Below are 16,981 nucleotides of genomic sequence, written 5' to 3' on the forward strand. Positions count from 1 at the left end.
GAAAATCCTTACATCTCTACAAAAAGGACCGAGGGAATGAGCGTAGACGCAGTTCTCAAGACACTCAAGGACGAGGACGTCGCCTATGTCGACATCCGTTTCACCGATGTGCGCGGCAAGCTGCAGCACGTGACCGTGGACGTGGACCTGGTCGACGAAGACTTCCTGGAAGAAGGCTTCATGTTCGACGGCTCCTCGATCGCCGGCTGGAAGTCGATCGAAAACTCCGACATGAAACTGGTTGCAGACACCGAGTCCGCCTACATCGACCCGTTCTACGCGGAAAAGACCCTGTGCCTGCACTGCTCCATCGTTGAGCCCGACACCGGCGAAGCCTATGAGCGCGACCCGCGCGGCACCGCCCAGAAGGCGGAAGCTTACCTCAAGTCCTCCGGCATCGGCGACGTGGCCTATATGGGCCCGGAAGCGGAATTCTTCCTGTTCGACGACGTGCGTTACTCCAACACCATCAACAAGGTGTCCTATGAGGTTGACGCAACCGACGGCTCCTGGAACACCGACGCTGAGTTCGAGATGGGCAACATGGGCCACCGCCCGGGCCTGAAGGGCGGCTACTTCCCGGTCAACCCGACCGACGAAGCGCAGGACCTGCGCTCCGAAATGCTCTCGACCATGAAGCGCCTGGGCATGAAGGTCGACAAGCACCACCACGAAGTGGCGTCCTGCCAGCACGAGCTGGGCCTGATCTTCGACAGCCTGACCAAACAGGCCGACGAGCTGCAGAAGTACAAATACGTGATCCACAACGTGGCGCACGCATACGGCAAGTCGGCAACCTTCATGCCGAAGCCGATCTATGGCGACAACGGCTCCGGCATGCACGTCAACATGTCGATCTGGAAAGACGGCAAGCCGCTGTTTGCAGGCGACAAATACGCGGACCTGTCGCAGGAAGCGCTGTACTTCATCGGCGGCATCCTGAAGCATTCCAAGACCCTGAATGCCTTCACCAACCCGTCCACCAACTCCTACAAGCGCCTGATCCCGGGCTTTGAGGCTCCGGTTCTGCGCGCCTACTCCGCCCGCAACCGCTCCGGCTGTGTGCGTATTCCGTGGACCGAAAGCCCGAAAGCCAAGCGCGTCGAGGCCCGCTTCCCCGATCCGGCGGCAAACCCCTATCTGTGCTTTGCCGCGCTGCTGATGGCCGGCCTGGACGGCATCCGCAACAAGATCGATCCGGGCGAAGCCATGGACAAGAACCTGTACGATCTGCCGGCCGAAGAGCTGGAAGGCATCCCGACCGTCTGCGGCTCGCTGCGCGAAGCCATCGACGCGCTGGCGGCCGACCACGACTTCCTGCTGCAGGGCGATGTGTTCACCAAGGACCAGATCGACGGCTACATCGAGCTGAAGATGGAAGAGGTCCACAAGTTCGAGCACACGCCGCACCCGGTTGAGTTCGGCATGTACTACAGCTGCTGATAGCAGGACATCCAAAGGAAAAGGCGCCGTTCGCGGCGCCTTTTTCTGTTTGTGCCAGCAGGCAGGCGCCGATCGTTGCGTCAGCCGGCCAGACGCAGGCTGCCGCCGCTGTCCCCGCTGCCTGCGGCGGCTGGGGCGGCTGTGTGGCCAACATTGAAAGATTTGACCAGATCGGCCAGCGCCTGCGAATCCTGGCGCATGGTCACCGTCGCCGCCGTCGTCTGCTCGACCATTGCCGCGTTCTGCTGCGTGACCCCGTCCAGATGCGAAACGCCGGTGTTGATCTCGGTCAGCCCGGTGGTCTGCTCGCCGGCAGAGGCAGAGACCGACGCCGACAGTTCAGACACCCGGTTCACATCGGACACAATCCGGGTCAGCACCTCGCCTGCGCGGTCCACCAGCGAAACACCCTCGTCCACATGGCCTGAACTGATGTTGATCAGCTCTTTGATTTCCTTGGCGGACACGGCGGCCCGCTGGGCCAGGCCGCGCACCTCGGAGGCGACAACCGCAAAACCGCGCCCGGCCTCTCCGGCGCGGGCGGCCTCGACCCCGGCGTTCAGCGCCAGCAGGTTGGTCTGGAAGGAGATATCGTCAATCACGCCGATGATCTGGGAAATCCGGTCAGAGGAGTCGGCGATCTCCTTCATCTTGCTGACGGCGTCAGTCACCACTGCAAAGCCGTCTTCGGCGCAGGCTTGCGCTGTTGCGGCCACGGTGCTGGTTTCCTTGGTCGCCTCTGCCGACGACCGCATGCTTGAGGTTATTTCCTCAACCGCCGCTGCCGTCTCCTCCAGGGTTGCCGCCTGGGTTTCAGTGCGCTGCGACAGATCCTGGGCCGCGTCGGAAATTTCACTGGCAGTGCTGTTCAGGCCGTCGGCGGAGTCCTGAATACTGCCGATCACGCCGGCCAGGCTGCCCATAAGCCGGTTGAACGTCACGCGCACCTGGTCATAGCGCTCCGGGTAATCGCTTTCGCCGGGGGCTGGGATTGTCTGGGAGAGATCGCGGGCTTCCATCCGCTCGATCCCGGCGGTGATATAGTCAAAGGCAGTGTCCTGTTCCGCGCGCTGCGCCGCAAAATAAGCGTCAATGACAAAATAGGTGTCCAGCGCAAACACCCGGTTCAGCGCCCCCAGCAGGGCAAAAAGTTTGCGCCGCCCGCCCGGGGTTACCGCGGCTCCGAACTTTTCGCCGAGAACCTGCTGAATGTGGGAGGTCGCCCGTGAATAGGCCGACAAGTAAAGCTCGAACGGGAGCTGGATCTTGAAGTGGACGGCGCCGACGCGCTCCGCGGAGGCGAAATACTCTTCCGGGAAATCGCCTCTCAGCAGCAGTTCCCAATGCCGTTTCTGCGCCGTTCTGGCGTGGGTTAGGATTTCCTCATTGGGAAAGAACGTGCTTGCTTCGCGGTCCGATTGGGCAAAGGCGTAGAACTTGTCGAGGATCAGATCGAAGTGAGGCACCAGAAGTGCACTTGCGCGTGTCAGGTCTTTCTGATGCTCTCCATCAAGCGCAAATTTCGAGATGATGCGCTGGTTATCAGTATTACTCATCTTCCAAACTCCAAAGATCCTGCTCTGGGCAGCAGGTTAGAAAAGTGTGATATTCAGGAATTAATATACTTTTACGGCCGCTTTACTGTTGATATTTGAGGCACTTGCACCTCCTGCGGCAATCTGTGCAGTGGCGCATTCACAACCATTGATTCCGGGTGATTCGCCTTGATCGGAGCCCGCAGTTGCTGTAGCCGGGGCGGCTCCGCTTGGTCTGAGGAGCGCATTATGACAGCCCCGAACACTCTTGGTATCGACTTTGGCACATCCAACTCTGCTGCCGGGATTGCAGTTGCCGGGCAGCCGTGGCTGGTGGAGATGGAGCCTGGCGAGCAGACCCTGCCCACCGCGGTGTTCTTCGCGGAGGACTCGCGCCGGATGCGGATCGGCCACAGCGCCGCACGCGCCCTAATCCGCGGCGATGAGGGCCGTTTCATGCGGGCGCTCAAAAGCCTGCTTGGCACCTCCCTGCTGCATGAGGAGCGGCGGCTGGGCGGCGAGCGGATGAGCTTTGCCACCATTATCGCCCGCTTCCTGGCAGAGTTGAAGCGGCGCGCCGAGGCGGCCACCCGCATGCAGTTCACCCATGCGCTGTCGGGGCGGCCGGTGCGGTTTCATTCCAAGGATGCGGACCGCGACGCGCAGGCGGAAAAGGACCTGCGCGCCTGCTATCTGGAGGCCGGTTTCGAGGACGTCCTGTTCATGTACGAGCCCGAAGCCGCCCTGCGTGCCGCCGCGCCGTCGCCGGGGCTGGGGCTGATCGTCGATATCGGCGGCGGCACCTCGGACTTTACCGCCTTTGAGCAGGGACCGGACGGCGCTGCACGCATCCTGGCCTCGCACGGGATCCGTCTGGGCGGCACCGATTTCGACCGGCAGCTGAGCATTCAGCATGTGATGCCGCTGCTGGGCCGCGGCAGCCTGATCCGCAACACCTTCGGCGGAGGCGCCCTGCCCGCGCCGAACCGGCTGTTCAACGATCTGGCCACCTGGCAGATGATCCCGTTTCTTTACAGCCCCGAAAACCGCCGGGCTGCAAAGGACCTGGCCGCCAATGCAGCGGAGCCGGAAAAACTGGCGCGGCTGGTTGCCGTGCTGGAGGACGAACTGGGGCACGAACTGGCCTTTGCGGTGGAGCGCGGCAAGATCCGCGCCAATGATGCCGGGGGCAGCGCCGCGATCGACCTTAAGCTTTTGCAGCGCGGTTTGTCTGTGCCTCTGCCCGGCACGGGCATGAACCGGACGCTGGCGGAGCAAACCCGCGCTATCGGTCTTTGCGCCGCCGAAACCCTGGACCAGGCGGGCATAGACCCGGCGCAAGTGAACCGGATTGTCATGGTCGGCGGCTCGTCGCTGCTGGCGGCGGTGCAGGCTGAGATGCGGTCGCTGTGCCCAAAAGCCCGTGTCGAAACGGAAAACGCCATGACCGCAGTCGCCGATGGGTTGGCACTGGCAGCCGGCACAGCCTTTTCCTGAGCGGATGGGAACCATTGGCGGGATTTCCCGTTAGACATAAGCCGCGGTCACGCTAGGCTGCAATCACACGAGTCACATTTCGAGAGTTTCATTCATGCGTCGGCTGCTTGCCCCTGCCCTGATTTCCGTCCTCCTCGCCTCCCCCGCCGCGGCCGCGACCTGCGGCAATACCTCTGCCGGGTTCGATGCCTGGAAACAGGCGTTCAGCCGCGAGGCCAAGCGCGCCGGGGTGCGCAAGGCAGGGCTGCAGGCGCTGGCCAATGCGCAATACGCCCGCCGCACCATCGCCGCCGACCGCAATCAGAAGAGCTTCAAATACTCGTTGGAGAAATTCATGCAGGTCCGCGGCTCCGCTACCATCGTGGCGCAGGGCCGCAAGCGCAAGGCGCGCAATCCGGACTTTTATGCCGCGCTGGAACGCAAGTACGGCGTGCCCGCGGGTGTGCTGATTGCGATCCACGGCATGGAAACGGCCTTTGGCAATTATATGGGCGACAGCCAGGTGGTCTCTGCCATTGTGACGCTGACCTATGACTGCCGCCGCTCCGATTTCTTCCGCCCGCACGCGCTGGGGGCGCTGAAACTGGTGGATCAGGGCGCAATCACCCCGGCCACCCTGGGCGCAAAACACGGCGAGCTGGGCCATACACAGTTCCTGCCCGGTAACGCCTTGCAGTACGGGATCGACTGGGACGGCAACGGCCGGGTGGATTTCTACAATATGGGCGATGCGCTGGCCTCGACCGCCAATTACCTGCGCCAGAAGGGTTGGAAGCGCGGCAAGGGCTATCAGCCGGGTGAGCCGAATTATCCCGTTCTGAAGCAGTGGAACGCCGCCACGGTCTATCAGCAGTCGCTGGCAATCATGGGGCGGCAAATCGACGGCTGAGCGCCTGCCGCCGCCGCCTTCGCCAGCACCGCAGCCGTAGCTCCGCCCTGCACCTGAGGCCGCCTGCAAAGCGGCCGCAGCGGGGGGGGCGCATACCACCGGGAACAGTGCCGCGATTCCCGCTGCATTGTAAGGCCTAAGGCATCAATGTGTCCGGCGCGTGCCACAGTTGAGCCGTATTCCGCCGACCGGCTACGCAAAGCGAACGTGAATCCCAATAAAAACAGACACTTAAATCGTTTCGTGATTTTTAACGCGTAATCCTCAAAGTTTGCCGCCGGGCCGCGCTTTCCGCCCAACTTTCAACCCGTTCCAAATTTATTCTTATTTTATCGGCACCCTGAACGGAGGATCCGGAAAGTGGCAGAGAACGTGCAAATTAGCGGCAGGCTCGGGCTGGAAAGCCGGGATCAGGGAACCCTCTCTGCAGCAGTTTCCGCTGTTGTGGACACGCTCGAAGATTTTGGCCATCCGGCAGAAGCCATCGAGGCCCGCGCCGAGCATGCCGTCCGGCTGCAGTGCGATCAGTATCTTGTCACGGTGCGCCTGCGCCGGGTGCCGCTGCGGCGCTCCAGCCGGCTGACCGGGAGCATGCTGCAGCCTTCGGCGCTGCTGGAACTCGCGCTGTCGCCGCTTTACCCGGAAGACTGCGATCGGGAAATCTCTGAAACGCTGCTGGCCGAAATGCTGCGGCGGCTGGTTCCGATGGTCGAAGCCACCTCAGTTGAATGGCTCGATACCGATGTGGCGCTGACCTGCGATCAGTTCCTTAGCGTGTTTGAACCGCAGCCGGTCCAAACGCCCCCGGCAGCGGCCAAAGCTGCCGGCCGCCAGCCAATGCAGCCGCAGCCCCCGCGGCCGCGCGGGCGCGCCTGCTTCACCCCGGTTGAGCTCACCGCGCCTGCGCTTGAAGCCCACTGCGAGCGCGCCTTTCAGGCCGCCGGCAGACGCGCGCCGGGCCCGGGCGCAACAACAGCTGCCGAGCGGACCCGGGCCCGGATGCGCGGACCGCTGCAAACCGGGCAGCAGTACAGCGGCTGGGGCGGCCAGGCACGGGCCTCCGCGCTGTCAGCCTTCATCCTGGCGCCGCGCCGCCGCCTGCGTTTTGTCAGCCACCTGCTGCTGATGGCCGCCCTGTTCCTGTTCCTGGACAGCGCCGGCATGGTGCAGGCCGCGCGTCCGCTGTTCCACTAGGGCCGCGCTGCGGGCTGGTCCAGCGCTGAGCCCCACTGGCGGAGCACATCCGCCCGCGCAAGCACATGCGTATGTATTGAAAACACCACCGCACGGGTCTGCGGCAGCCGCATGATCACTTGTCTTTCACTGCGCAGGTAATCAGCCCTGGTGCTGTGCGGTTTGTCCCGCGGCGCATATTGGCTCCGCGGCTGAAACAGTGCCGGATCCTGATACCAAAGCGCATTGAACCGCCACAGCGGCCGCCCCGCCTGCACCCCGTCAAACAGCCGCTGCACCCGCGCTGCAATCCCTGCATCGTAGCTGTCCATCGGCACGTGTATGCCGGTCAGCGGCTGCAGGAATTTTTCCGCCAGCGTCCAGCTTGCCGGAAAACACAGAACGGCGCCGGTCAGAACATGCTCCTGTGCGCCCTCTGGCTTTTGCAGAATGCAGAAATCCTGCTGCGCGAGACGGCCCAGGGTGCCCAGTGGATCCTCCAGATCGACCGTCACCCGCATACCATCGGGCCGCAGCGCGGTGTCGCCCGCGCCGATGTCCAGTGCGTCCAGCGCCATCCGCAAAAGCTCCTGCGCCGCCGCCATCGCGTTTGCGTCCAGCCGCAAAACCGCGTCCCGCCGGGTAGCCAGCAGCCGCTCGCGCTCTGCCATCTGGTCCGCATAGGCGTCATCCGCCACCAGCCAGCGATCCGGCTCAAGCGGCTGAATACCAGGGAGTTTCTTCTCCTCCAGCGGGTTGTAGGGAAGTGTTTTCTGCAGAATCGCCTTCATCCCTCTGCGATAGCATCCAAAGCGCCGGGAAACAGCCGCAACGCTGCATCACAGGTCAGAAACGACCGGAAAACCCGTCGTTTTCTGCAGCGATTTCCCCGGCTGCCGGCGGCACATTGGACAGGACTGTGCAGCGACGGAGGCCACGCATGAACGAGCATTACCGCGACATCCGCAAGATTGACCCGACCCGCGGCGCCACCCTGGGCGACAACACCCCGAACGACAACAACCGGGTTGAGATCGGCCCGACCCAGCTGGCGTTTTCAGAATGGGCCGAGGCCGGGCTGCAACTGCCTGACCTGCAGGCGTTGCGCAGGTTCCGCTGGGAACGTCTGGTCAAGCACATCAATGACCGCGGCTATGGCGGCCTGCTGGTCTTTGACCCGCTCAACATCCGCTATGCGACCGATTCCACGAACATGCAGCTGTGGAACACCCACAACCCGTTCCGCGCGCTGCTGATCTGCGCCGACGGCTATATGGTGCTGTGGGACTACAAGCAGTCGCCCTTCCTCAGCGAATTCAACCCACTGGTGCGGGAGCAGCGCGCCGGTGCCGACCTGTTCTACTTCGACCGCGGCGACAAGATCGACGTGGCCGCCGACAAGTTCTCCAACGAAGTGCGCATCCTGCTGGAAGAGCACAGCGGCAGCAACAAGCGGCTGGCGGTGGACAAGGTGATGCTGCACGGGCTGCGGGCGCTGGAGGCACAGGGGCTGGAGATTTTTCCCGGCGAGGAGCTGACCGAGAAATGCCGCGCGGTGAAGGGACCGGATGAGATTCTGGCGATGCGCTGCGCCCATCACGCCTGCGAAACCGCGGTGGCGGCGATGGAGAAATTCGCCCGCGAGCAGATCCCCGGCGGCTATATCTCCGAAGACGACGTCTGGGCGGTGCTGCACGCAGAGAACATCCGCCGCGGCGGCGAATGGATCGAAACCCGGCTGCTGGCGTCCGGGCCGCGCACCAACCCCTGGTTCCAGGAATGCGGCCCCCGCATCATCCAGAACAACGAGATGATCAGCTTTGACACCGACCTTGTCGGCTCCTACGGCATCTGCATCGACATTTCCCGCAGCTGGTGGATTGGCAGTCAGAAGCCGCGACCCGACATGGTCTATGCCATGCAGCACGGGGTGGAGCACATCCGCCACAACATGGAGATGCTGAAGCCGGGCGTGAACATTCAGGAGCTGTCGCGCGGCTGCCACGTGCTGGATGACCAATTCCAGAAACAGAAATACGGCTGCATGATGCACGGCGTCGGGCTGTGCGACGAGTGGCCTCTGGTCGCCTATCCGGATCAAATGGTCGAGGGCGCCTTTGACTATGAGCTGGAGCCGGGCATGGTGCTCTGTGTCGAGGCGCTGGTTTCGCCTGAGGGCGGTGACTTCTCGATCAAGCTGGAAGACCAGGTGCTGATCACCGAGGACGGCTATGAGAACCTGACCAGCTACCCCTTCGACAAGGCCCTGATGGGCGAGGCGTAATCCATTGCCGCCGGTCCCTCCCGCAAGGAGGGGCCGGGACAGCCTGCGGCGCCGTCAGGCGCCACCGCTTAACAAGAGCTGCTCAGGAACGGCTCCAGCTTTTCCCGCAGCACCAGCACGCCGGGGGAGTCAGTGACGTCTTCCAGCCGGGTGATTGGCACCCAGGCCAGGGCGTGGGATTCACCACTTGCAGCAATTCCCCCGGCCTCTGCCTGAAACAGGTAGCGGACGTCATAGTGCAGATGGGCGCACTCCCTGGTGCCGGGCGGGATTTCGTGGATGTCGACGTCGAACACACAGGCAGACAGCGGCCTGATGCGCGCCAGCCCGCTTTCCTCATAGGCTTCTTTCAGCGCAACAAAGGGCACGTCGGCAATTCCGTCGCAATGGCCGCCCAGCTGGAACCAGCGGTTGAGCTTTTTGTGGTGAGTCAGCAGCACGTTTTTTCTGTCCGGTGACATCACAAAGGCAGAGCCGGTGACATGTCCGGTTTCCGGATTGCGGCCAAAGGCTTGCGGCTCCTGCCTGCAAAACGCCTGCAACCGCTGCCACATCCCGCGGTCCCGCGCGGTCTGCGGGCTGTAACATCCGATGCCCGTAAGGGCGCTGCTGCTCATCTGGCTTCACCTTCCCGTGACGTTCCGTCCCGCTGCCTTGTTCAGGCCCCGCCGAACGCTCAATCTATGCGGAACACCCAAAAAAGGCCACGCCCATGCCCACGGAACGGATCACCTTCACCGGCCACGCCGGAAACACCCTTGCTGCCCGCCTCGACCTGCCGGAGGGGCCGGTGCTGGCCACCGCGCTGTTCGCCCATTGCTTCACCTGCTCCAAGGACATCCCGGCCGCGCGGCGGATTGCCGGGCGGCTGGCGGCGATGGGGATTGCGGTCTTGCGGTTCGATTTCACCGGGCTGGGGCATTCGGAAGGCGAGTTTGAGAATACCACTTTCAGCTCCAACGTGGCGGACCTCATCAAAGCGGCGCAGTACCTTGCAACACGCAATATGGCGCCGGCGCTGCTGATCGGCCACTCGCTGGGCGGGGCGGCGGTACTGCGGGCGCGGGCGGGCATCCCGTCGGTCAAGGGGGTGGTGACACTGGCCGCGCCGTTTGATCCGGGCCATGTCTCCCACCACTTCGAAGCCGCCCTGCCGGAGATCGAGGCCAAGGGCCGTGCCGAGGTCTGCCTGGGCGGGCGGCCGTTTGTGATCGGCAAGGAGTTTGTCGACGACATCAGCGCCGAGGCGCTGGCGCCTGCGATTGCTGAACTCAAGGCCGCGCTGCTGGTGCTGCATGCGCCGCGCGACGAGACCGTGAGCATCGACAATGCCGCCTCCATCTTCACTGCTGCGAAACACCCCAAGAGCTTTGTCACTCTGGATGACGCCGATCACCTGATTTCCCGGCCGGCAGACGCGGAATACGCCGCCGAAGTCATCGCTGCCTGGGCCGGGCGCTATATCGGCATGGCCCCGCCCGCACCGCCGCCCGGCGCACCGGAGGGCATCCTGCGGGTGACAGAGGCGGATCCGGACGGGTTCCTGCAGGATGTTCAATCCGGCCCCTATCACCACGCCTTGGCGGACGAGCCGCTGGCCTATGGCGGCACCAACCGCGGCATGTCTCCTTACGGGTTTGTGGCTGCGGGGCTTGGCGCCTGCACCTCGATGACGCTCAGAATGTATGCGCGGCGCAAGGACTGGCCGCTGGAGGGGATCAGCGTGGATGTGAGCCATGACAAGGTGCACGCCCAGGACGCCCTGCCCTCCGGGCCTGCCAAGATCGACCAGTTCACACGGGTGGTGCGCCTCTGCGGCCCCTTGAGCGAGGAACAGCGCGCGCGGCTGTTGGAAATCGCAGATAAATGCCCGGTACACCGCACCCTGGAGAGCGGCGCCAAGGTGGTGACGCGGCTGGAGGCAACAGAACAGGCCTAAGCCTGACACCCGGCAGTCTCCGGCGGTGCTCCCGCGTCCGGCGGGTGCAGGCAACCTGCACCAGCAGCGGCTTTGGGCCCGGCGCCGCGCAAGGCGCGGCGCCGGGCCCAACTGCGGCAGGCCTTTGTCAGAAGGCCGCAGCGCAGGCGGGAGATCCGACCTGCTGCGGAAGTTTGCGCCGCATCAAAGTCCCGGGGCTTGATCCCGCCCATGCTGGACCCGCTCCCGGCGGCGGCCGGGTACAGGAGGAGAGACATGGGACTATTTGCAAAACTCGGGCGCAGCAGCGATCTGGTGCATGGCATGGCCAGCCGACTGGGCATTGACTATGGCGGTATGGTTGCCGCGGATCCGCAGGCGCAGGGCCGGAAATACATGCGCGCTGTCCTGCGCTGCAGCACTTGCCGCAACCAGGACGGCTGCAGTGACTTGCAGCAAAAGGTCACGGAACTGGCCGAGGCGCCGTCCTACTGCCGCAACGCGCAATTGCTGGCGCATCTGCGCGGCAACTGAGCCCGCCTGCCCGGCCACTTACGCCCGCTGCAAACAAATCCGGTTTGCGGCGTCTGGGAACGCGCGCCGTTGTTAATCCTCAGGCTCGGCGTAGCGCCCCGTTGTGACCTCACCTGCCCCGCCAACAAACCGGATCGCCTCCCCGTCGCTTTCCAGCGCATAACAGGCCCACAGGTCCGAGGGCGGCCAGGCGGAGCAATACTTGCCGTCCCGCACGCCCCAGTAGCCCCAGCTCTCATGGCCCGCATTGTAGAGCGTGCGGCCCGAAGCACTGAAGTCCTGCCAAGCGCCAGTGCCATAGACCAGCCTGCGCTCCTCCAGCGCCGCCCGCACTTCGTCCCCGGTCAGCACCCGCCACTCACCCGCCCAAGCCGGCGCAACCGTGCATGATACCGCAATCATCAGGGCAAACTGCCTCATGCTCCCCTCCCAGCCTTGCTGTCCTGCCTCTCCTGATCTAAGAGGCCGGGCATCTGCTGCACAATCACATAAAGGTGCTTTCGCCCATGATCCCCCGCTATTCCCGCCCCGAGATGGTCGCAATCTGGTCGCCCGAGACCAAATTCAAGATCTGGTACGAGATCGAGGCCCACGCCTGTGAAGCCATGGCCAACCTCGGCGTGATCCCGCGCGAAAACGTAGATGCGGTGTGGAAAGCCAAGGATGTGGAATTCGACGTTGCCCGCATCGACGAAATCGAGGCGGTGACCAAGCACGACGTGATTGCCTTCCTCACGCACCTGGCGGAGCATGTGGGCTCTGAGGAAGCGCGCTTTGTGCATCAGGGCATGACGTCGTCGGACGTGCTGGACACCTGCCTGAACGTGCAGCTGGTGCGCGCCGCCGACATCCTGCTGGAAGGCATGGACAAGGTGCTGGCCGCGCTTAAGAAACGCGCGCTGGAGCACAAGAACACCGTGCGCGTGGGCCGCAGCCACGGCATTCATGCCGAGCCCACCACCATGGGCCTGACCTTTGCCCGGTTCTATGCCGAGATGGACCGCAACAAGAACCGTCTGGAAAAGGCCCGCTGGGAAGTGGCCACCGGCGCGATCTCCGGCGCGGTCGGCACATTCGCCAACATCGACCCGGCGGTTGAAGAGCACGTCTGCGAGCAGCTGGGCCTGCGCCCTGAGCCGATCTCCACCCAGGTGATCCCGCGCGACCGCCACGCGATGTTCTTTGCCACCCTGGGCGTCATCGCGTCTTCGATCGAGAACGTTGCCGTGGAAATCCGCCACATGCAGCGCACCGAAGTGCTGGAAGGCGCGGAATTCTTCTCGATGGGCCAGAAAGGCTCCTCGGCGATGCCGCACAAGAAAAACCCTGTGCTGACCGAGAACCTCACTGGCCTCGCGCGCCTGGTGCGCATGGCGGTGATCCCGGCGATGGAGAACGTAGCCCTGTGGCATGAGCGCGATATCTCGCACTCCTCCGTCGAGCGCGGCATCGGCCCGGATGCCACCATCACCCTCGACTTCGCCCTGCACCGCCTGGCCGGTGTTGTCGACAAGATGCTGGTGTTCCCGGAGAACATGCTGGACAACATGAACAAATTCCCCGGCTTGGTGATGTCGCAGCGGGTTCTGCTGGCGCTGACCCAAGCAGGCGTCAGCCGCGAGGACGCCTATGCCATGGTGCAGCGCAACGCCCTGAAGGTCTGGGAAGAGCGTGTTGATTTCCGCGAGCTGCTGCTGGCCGATGCCGATGTGGTCGCCGCCCTCGGCGAAGAGGCGATCAACGAGAAATTCGACATGGGCTATCACACAAAACATGTCGACACGATCTTCAAACGCGTCTTCGGCGCGTAAACCTGCCCGCGTGCAATGCATTCGACGCCCCGCCTATCCGGCGGGGCGTTTTGCGTTTTCCTGGCGGGCAAACGCCTTTGTGAACAAAAATACAGATCCAGACCGGGGTTCCGGGGTTAAAGTGGGCAAAACATTCTGCGTCTGGAGTTTCCGATATGCGTTTTCTTGCCCTGGCCGCCGCCTTAACACTGCCGGTTGCCGCCCTCGCCGCTAGCGGCAACGACTGGAATCCTCCCAAACCCACCGAAACCACCAAAACCTGCAAAGGCAAAAGGGTCTGGGATGAGCAGAAGAAACGCTGCGTGCGGCCCCGCAAGTCCTCGCTGAACCAAGAGCAATTGCTGGGCGCCGCCCGCGAGCTGGCCTATTCCGGCCGCCAGGAAGATGCCCAGGCGGTGCTGAGCGCGATGGCAGACCAGCAGGAGTCCCTGGTGCTGACCTACTGGGGCTTCACCCACCGCAAACTGGGCAATTTGGAACTGGCACAAGCCTATTACGATCAGGCGCTTGCCAGCGATCCGGATAATATCCTTGCCCGTTCGTATATGGGTCAAGGCCTTGTGCAACAGGGCAAATACGGCGCGGCTCTGATACAGTGGAAGGAGATCAGGGCCCGGGGCGGCGACGGCACATGGGCCGAAGCCTCGCTGCGCAGCGCGCTGGAGACAGGGGCGTCCTACAGCTATTAAGCTTCAGGCTTTTTTTACGGCTTGCGGCCTATTCTGCCCTCCATGATCGAGAAGAATCTTTGGTAGGGTGCGAGAATGCCTCAAGACAACATGCTGGCGCTTCCGATGGCAACTGACGGCCCGGACCTGGGCGGGTTTGCCGCCCCGGCGCCGATGGGTGCAGGCAACGGCAGCGGCCTGAGCGGCAAGGCCAAGGCAGCGATTATCGTCCGGTTGCTGCTGAACGAAGGTGCCGAAATCCCGCTGGAGGAGCTGCCGGACGACCTGCAGCTGGAGCTGACCCAGCAGATGGGCAAAATGCGGATTGTCGACCGCGACACCTTGAACGCGGTGGCGGGTGAATTCGCTGACCTTCTGGACAATATCGGCCTGCATTTCCCCAACGGCCTGGCCGGCGCCTTGAACGCGATGGAAGGCAAAATCAGCCGCTATACCCACAGCCGCCTGCGCAAGGAGGCCGGCGTGCGCCAGTTCGGCGATCCCTGGCAGCGGCTGAAACAGCTGCCGCCGGAAGATCTGGCGTCGCTGGCAGAGGCCGAAAGCACAGAGGTGGCGGCGGTGCTGCTCTCTAAGCTGGACACCGCCAAGGCGGCGCAGATGCTGGTCCATCTGCCCGGCCCGGTTGCCCGGCGCATCACCTATGCGGTCAGCCAGACCGCCAATGTGACGCCAGAAACCGTCGACCGGATCGGCCTGTCCCTGGCGGCCCAGGTTGAGGCCCGGCCGGAGCTTGCCTTCGACGACACCCCTGGCCAGAGGCTGGGCGGCATTCTGACCGAAGCCGCTGCTGCCAAGCGGGACGAGGTTCTGACCGCGCTGGACGAAGAGGACGAGGAATTCGCCATCAAGGTGCGAAAGGCGATCTTCACCTATGCGCTGATCGGCGAGCGGATGCAGCCTATCGACGTGCCCAAGCTGATGCGGGTCCTGTCGCAGCCCGACCTGGTCACAGCCATGGCCTTCGCCTCGGACGAGGAAGACGTGGCCACCAACGAATTCCTGCTGAAAAACATGTCGAGCCGGATGGCCGACAACATCCGCGAAGAAGTGGCGGAACGCGGCAAGGTCAAGCGCACCGACGGCGAGGCGGCGTTCAGCATGATCATCTCGGCCATGCGCGACCTGGTGGCAACGGGCGAGATCGAGCTGAAGTCCGACAATGAGGAAGACGGCGGCGAGGACTGACCCCGCCGTCTGCAACCGGCGCGCAATGCGCCACAGCCGCCCGCCCCGGCAAATCGGGCCGGCGGCCGCTTGCGACCTGCTTGTGCCCGCCGGCGCGGCTGCTTATGATGCGGGCTTCCAGCCGCATTTTTGCGCCGCAGCCATCCAGATGCCATGCCAGTAGACCCCTCCGAGCTCTCCACCTGGAGCCATGTCAAATATTTTGGCAGCAACCTGTTTCTGCGCGGGCTGCTGCTGGGCGCCCGGCTGATCCCCTACCGGCTGCGGGTGCCGATGATGGGCCGCCTGGTCACCGGCATGGGGCGGCTGGCGGGGTTTGACAAACGGGTGCACAACAACCTCCGCCACGTCAGCCCCGAACTTTCCGGCCTGGATCCGGACCAGCTTTACCGGGATGTCAGCGACAATGCCGGCCGGATGATCGCCGAGCTTTATGACGGCGCCACATTCTATGATAAGGCCAGATCGGCCCCCATCACCGGTCCCGGGCTGGAGGCGCTGGAGGCCGCGCGCGCCGCCGGGCGGCCGGTGCTGCTGGCCACCGCGCATTTCGGCAATTACGACGCCGCCCGCGCCGCGCTGACCGCCCGCGGCCACGAGATGGGTGCGCTGTACCGGCGCATGGCCAACCCCTATTTCAACGAGCATTACGTCGCCGCCATGAAGACCACCGGCGAGCTGATGTTCGAACAGGGCAAGCGCGGCATGGTCGAACTGGTCCGGCATCTGAAAAAGGGCGGCATCGCAGCCATCGTCACCGACCTGTACGCCCAAGGCGGCGAGCCGATCGACTTTTTCGGCAAGCCTGCCGTCACCTCAACCGTTCCGGCTGAATTGGCGCTGAAATTCGGCGCGGCGCTGATCCCGGTCTACGCGGTGCGCCAGGACAACGGACTGGATTTCGAGATTATCATGAACGCCGAGGTCCCGCCTTCGGACCCGCTGACCATGACCAAGGCGCTGACGGCGGATCTGGAGTCCATCGTGCGCAAGCACGTTGGCCAATGGTTCTGGATCCACCGGCGCTGGAAAACCTGAACGGCGGCCGCCAGTCCCGGCCGCGGCAGCGCCAAGCCGACAAAGGCCAAGCCGACAAAAACGGGGTCAGTCAGCCCGGGCCGCGGCGATGACCGGGCCGTACGGCGCCTCCTGCACCAGCACTGCGGCGGGCTGGCTGCCGGTGAGCGGCACCGTCAGTTCCAGCGGCTCTGTGCCGTCCCACTCTGCCGCCACCTTCCAGTCCTCCACCACATTTGCATAGGTAAACGTCTTCCCGGCCAGTTCGCCGCGGGTGATGCTGACGGTGCGTTCCGGGGTAAAGCGCACCAGCTGCACCAGCAGGCGGCCGTCCGGCATCCCGGCCCGCGGCTGCAGACGGATCACCAGTTTGCCACCCTGCCGCTGCAGTTTCAGCGCCACCGGGCGCGGCTGCTTCTGATGCTTTTCAATGGCTTCGGCGACTTCCACGGCATCGGCCCCGACAACGTCGTCCTGGCCCATGATGATCATCTGCGGCGTATAAATCATCCGCCGCCCGCCGGAACGGGCATACCCCTTCTGCCGCCGCGTGTGGGCGGGCTTGGCGAATTTGTCCTTCCAGCCGATGTAATCCCAATAGTCCACATGCAGCGCCAGCGGCAGCACGTCGGGGCGCGCGGCCAGTTCGTGCAGCAGCGCATCCGCCGGCGGGCAGGACGAACAGCCCTGCGAAGTGTACAGCTCCACCACCACGGGTTCTGCGGCTGATTGGCCATACACTGGCAGGGCCAGGGCCAGAACCGTCATGATCGACGCCGGAAATCTCATGAATCGCCTTCTCTGTTACTATGGCCACCGGTCTAAAGATGTGCCGCGGATTAGGCCAATCAATCATTTTTGAGGCACGCAGGAGCCGCTGCGCCGCCAAAAATGTGTACAATCGCATACAAAACTGCCCCTGCGGCGTTTGAACTATTGAATGAAGCGCTTACCTCATGCATTTAACAAGCAGCGAATTCCCAAGTTCAATTTCTTGAGGGAGGCC

At 63.7% G+C, this 16,981-nt stretch carries 16 protein-coding genes; 11 read left to right on the forward strand and 5 right to left on the reverse strand.

Annotated features, from left to right (window positions below; translation table 11 throughout):
• Positions 1–36: 36 nt before the first annotated feature.
• Positions 37–1,443 (forward strand): type I glutamate--ammonia ligase, encoded by a 1,407-nt coding sequence (gene glnA, locus CAER_RS0124645; RefSeq protein ID WP_027237859.1) that lies wholly within the window; start codon positions 37–39, stop codon positions 1,441–1,443.
• An 80-nt stretch (positions 1,444–1,523) separates the two neighbouring features.
• Here glnA and CAER_RS0124650 read toward each other — a convergent pair whose 3' ends face one another.
• Entirely contained in the window at positions 1,524–2,999 is a 1,476-nt protein-coding gene (locus tag CAER_RS0124650; protein ID WP_027237860.1) for a globin-coupled sensor protein, read from the reverse strand.
• Between the two features lie 228 nt (positions 3,000–3,227).
• Between CAER_RS0124650 and CAER_RS0124655 the strand changes: the two genes are divergently transcribed.
• The 3 genes from CAER_RS0124655 to CAER_RS28995 all read left to right on the forward strand — a co-directional run bounded on the left by CAER_RS0124655 (position 3,228) and on the right by CAER_RS28995 (position 6,558).
• Positions 3,228–4,475, forward strand: coding sequence for an Hsp70 family protein (locus CAER_RS0124655; protein ID WP_027237861.1), 1,248 nt, complete (start codon positions 3,228–3,230; stop codon positions 4,473–4,475).
• A 94-nt stretch (positions 4,476–4,569) separates the two neighbouring features.
• The gene (locus CAER_RS0124660; RefSeq protein ID WP_027237862.1) at positions 4,570–5,364 is read left to right on the forward strand and encodes a lytic murein transglycosylase; all 795 of its coding nucleotides are present in this window, start codon (positions 4,570–4,572) and stop codon (positions 5,362–5,364) included.
• A 444-nt stretch (positions 5,365–5,808) separates the two neighbouring features.
• The gene (locus CAER_RS28995; RefSeq protein WP_154667858.1) at positions 5,809–6,558 is read left to right on the forward strand and encodes a hypothetical protein; all 750 of its coding nucleotides are present in this window, start codon (positions 5,809–5,811) and stop codon (positions 6,556–6,558) included.
• On the opposite strand, the gene CAER_RS0124670 is transcribed toward CAER_RS28995, so the two are convergent.
• The gene (locus tag CAER_RS0124670; RefSeq protein WP_027237864.1) at positions 6,555–7,328 is read right to left on the reverse strand and encodes a heme-dependent oxidative N-demethylase family protein; all 774 of its coding nucleotides are present in this window, start codon (positions 7,326–7,328) and stop codon (positions 6,555–6,557) included. The genes CAER_RS28995 and CAER_RS0124670 overlap by 4 nt on opposite strands.
• 149 nt (positions 7,329–7,477) lie before the next feature.
• On the opposite strand from CAER_RS0124670, the gene dddP reads away from it, so the two are divergent.
• On the forward strand, positions 7,478–8,821 hold the full coding sequence (gene dddP / locus CAER_RS0124675) for a dimethylsulfonioproprionate lyase DddP (protein ID WP_027237865.1): 1,344 nt from the start codon (positions 7,478–7,480) through the stop codon (positions 8,819–8,821).
• Positions 8,822–8,889: 68 nt separating this feature from the next.
• On the opposite strand, the gene CAER_RS0124680 is transcribed toward dddP, so the two are convergent.
• Positions 8,890–9,438, reverse strand: coding sequence for an NUDIX hydrolase (locus CAER_RS0124680; RefSeq protein ID WP_027237866.1), 549 nt, complete (start codon positions 9,436–9,438; stop codon positions 8,890–8,892).
• 95 nt (positions 9,439–9,533) lie between these two features.
• Between CAER_RS0124680 and CAER_RS0124685 the strand changes: the two genes are divergently transcribed.
• Both CAER_RS0124685 and CAER_RS0124690 read left to right on the forward strand, forming a co-directional pair.
• Positions 9,534–10,760, forward strand: a complete 1,227-nt coding sequence (locus CAER_RS0124685) for a bifunctional alpha/beta hydrolase/OsmC family protein (RefSeq protein WP_027237867.1) — start codon at positions 9,534–9,536, stop codon at positions 10,758–10,760.
• A 255-nt stretch (positions 10,761–11,015) separates the two neighbouring features.
• Positions 11,016–11,273: a DUF6455 family protein gene (locus CAER_RS0124690; protein ID WP_027237868.1), complete on the forward strand. Its 258-nt coding sequence runs from the start codon at positions 11,016–11,018 to the stop codon at positions 11,271–11,273.
• 72 nt (positions 11,274–11,345) lie between these two features.
• On the opposite strand, the gene CAER_RS30250 is transcribed toward CAER_RS0124690, so the two are convergent.
• The gene (locus CAER_RS30250; RefSeq protein ID WP_051357884.1) at positions 11,346–11,693 is read right to left on the reverse strand and encodes a hypothetical protein; all 348 of its coding nucleotides are present in this window, start codon (positions 11,691–11,693) and stop codon (positions 11,346–11,348) included.
• Between the two features lie 86 nt (positions 11,694–11,779).
• Between CAER_RS30250 and purB the strand changes: the two genes are divergently transcribed.
• The 4 genes from purB (at position 11,780) to CAER_RS0124720 (ending at position 15,996) form a co-directional block, all read left to right on the forward strand.
• A complete protein-coding gene (purB, locus tag CAER_RS0124700; RefSeq protein ID WP_027237869.1) occupies positions 11,780–13,084 on the forward strand; it encodes an adenylosuccinate lyase in 1,305 nt (434 codons plus the stop codon).
• 155 nt (positions 13,085–13,239) lie between these two features.
• Positions 13,240–13,773, forward strand: coding sequence for a tetratricopeptide repeat protein (locus CAER_RS0124705; protein ID WP_027237870.1), 534 nt, complete (start codon positions 13,240–13,242; stop codon positions 13,771–13,773).
• Positions 13,774–13,848: 75 nt separating this feature from the next.
• Positions 13,849–14,958, forward strand: a complete 1,110-nt coding sequence (locus CAER_RS0124710) for a flagellar motor switch protein FliG (protein ID WP_027237871.1) — start codon at positions 13,849–13,851, stop codon at positions 14,956–14,958.
• A gap of 153 nt (positions 14,959–15,111) precedes the next feature.
• Entirely contained in the window at positions 15,112–15,996 is an 885-nt protein-coding gene (locus CAER_RS0124720) for a lysophospholipid acyltransferase family protein (protein WP_027237872.1), read from the forward strand.
• Between the two features lie 66 nt (positions 15,997–16,062).
• Here CAER_RS0124720 and CAER_RS0124725 read toward each other — a convergent pair whose 3' ends face one another.
• Entirely contained in the window at positions 16,063–16,764 is a 702-nt protein-coding gene (locus CAER_RS0124725) for a DUF1223 domain-containing protein (RefSeq protein WP_027237873.1), read from the reverse strand.
• Positions 16,765–16,981 lie beyond the last annotated feature (217 nt).

The organism is Leisingera caerulea DSM 24564 (assembly GCF_000473325.1).
GTDB classification, from domain to species: domain Bacteria; phylum Pseudomonadota; class Alphaproteobacteria; order Rhodobacterales; family Rhodobacteraceae; genus Leisingera; species Leisingera caerulea.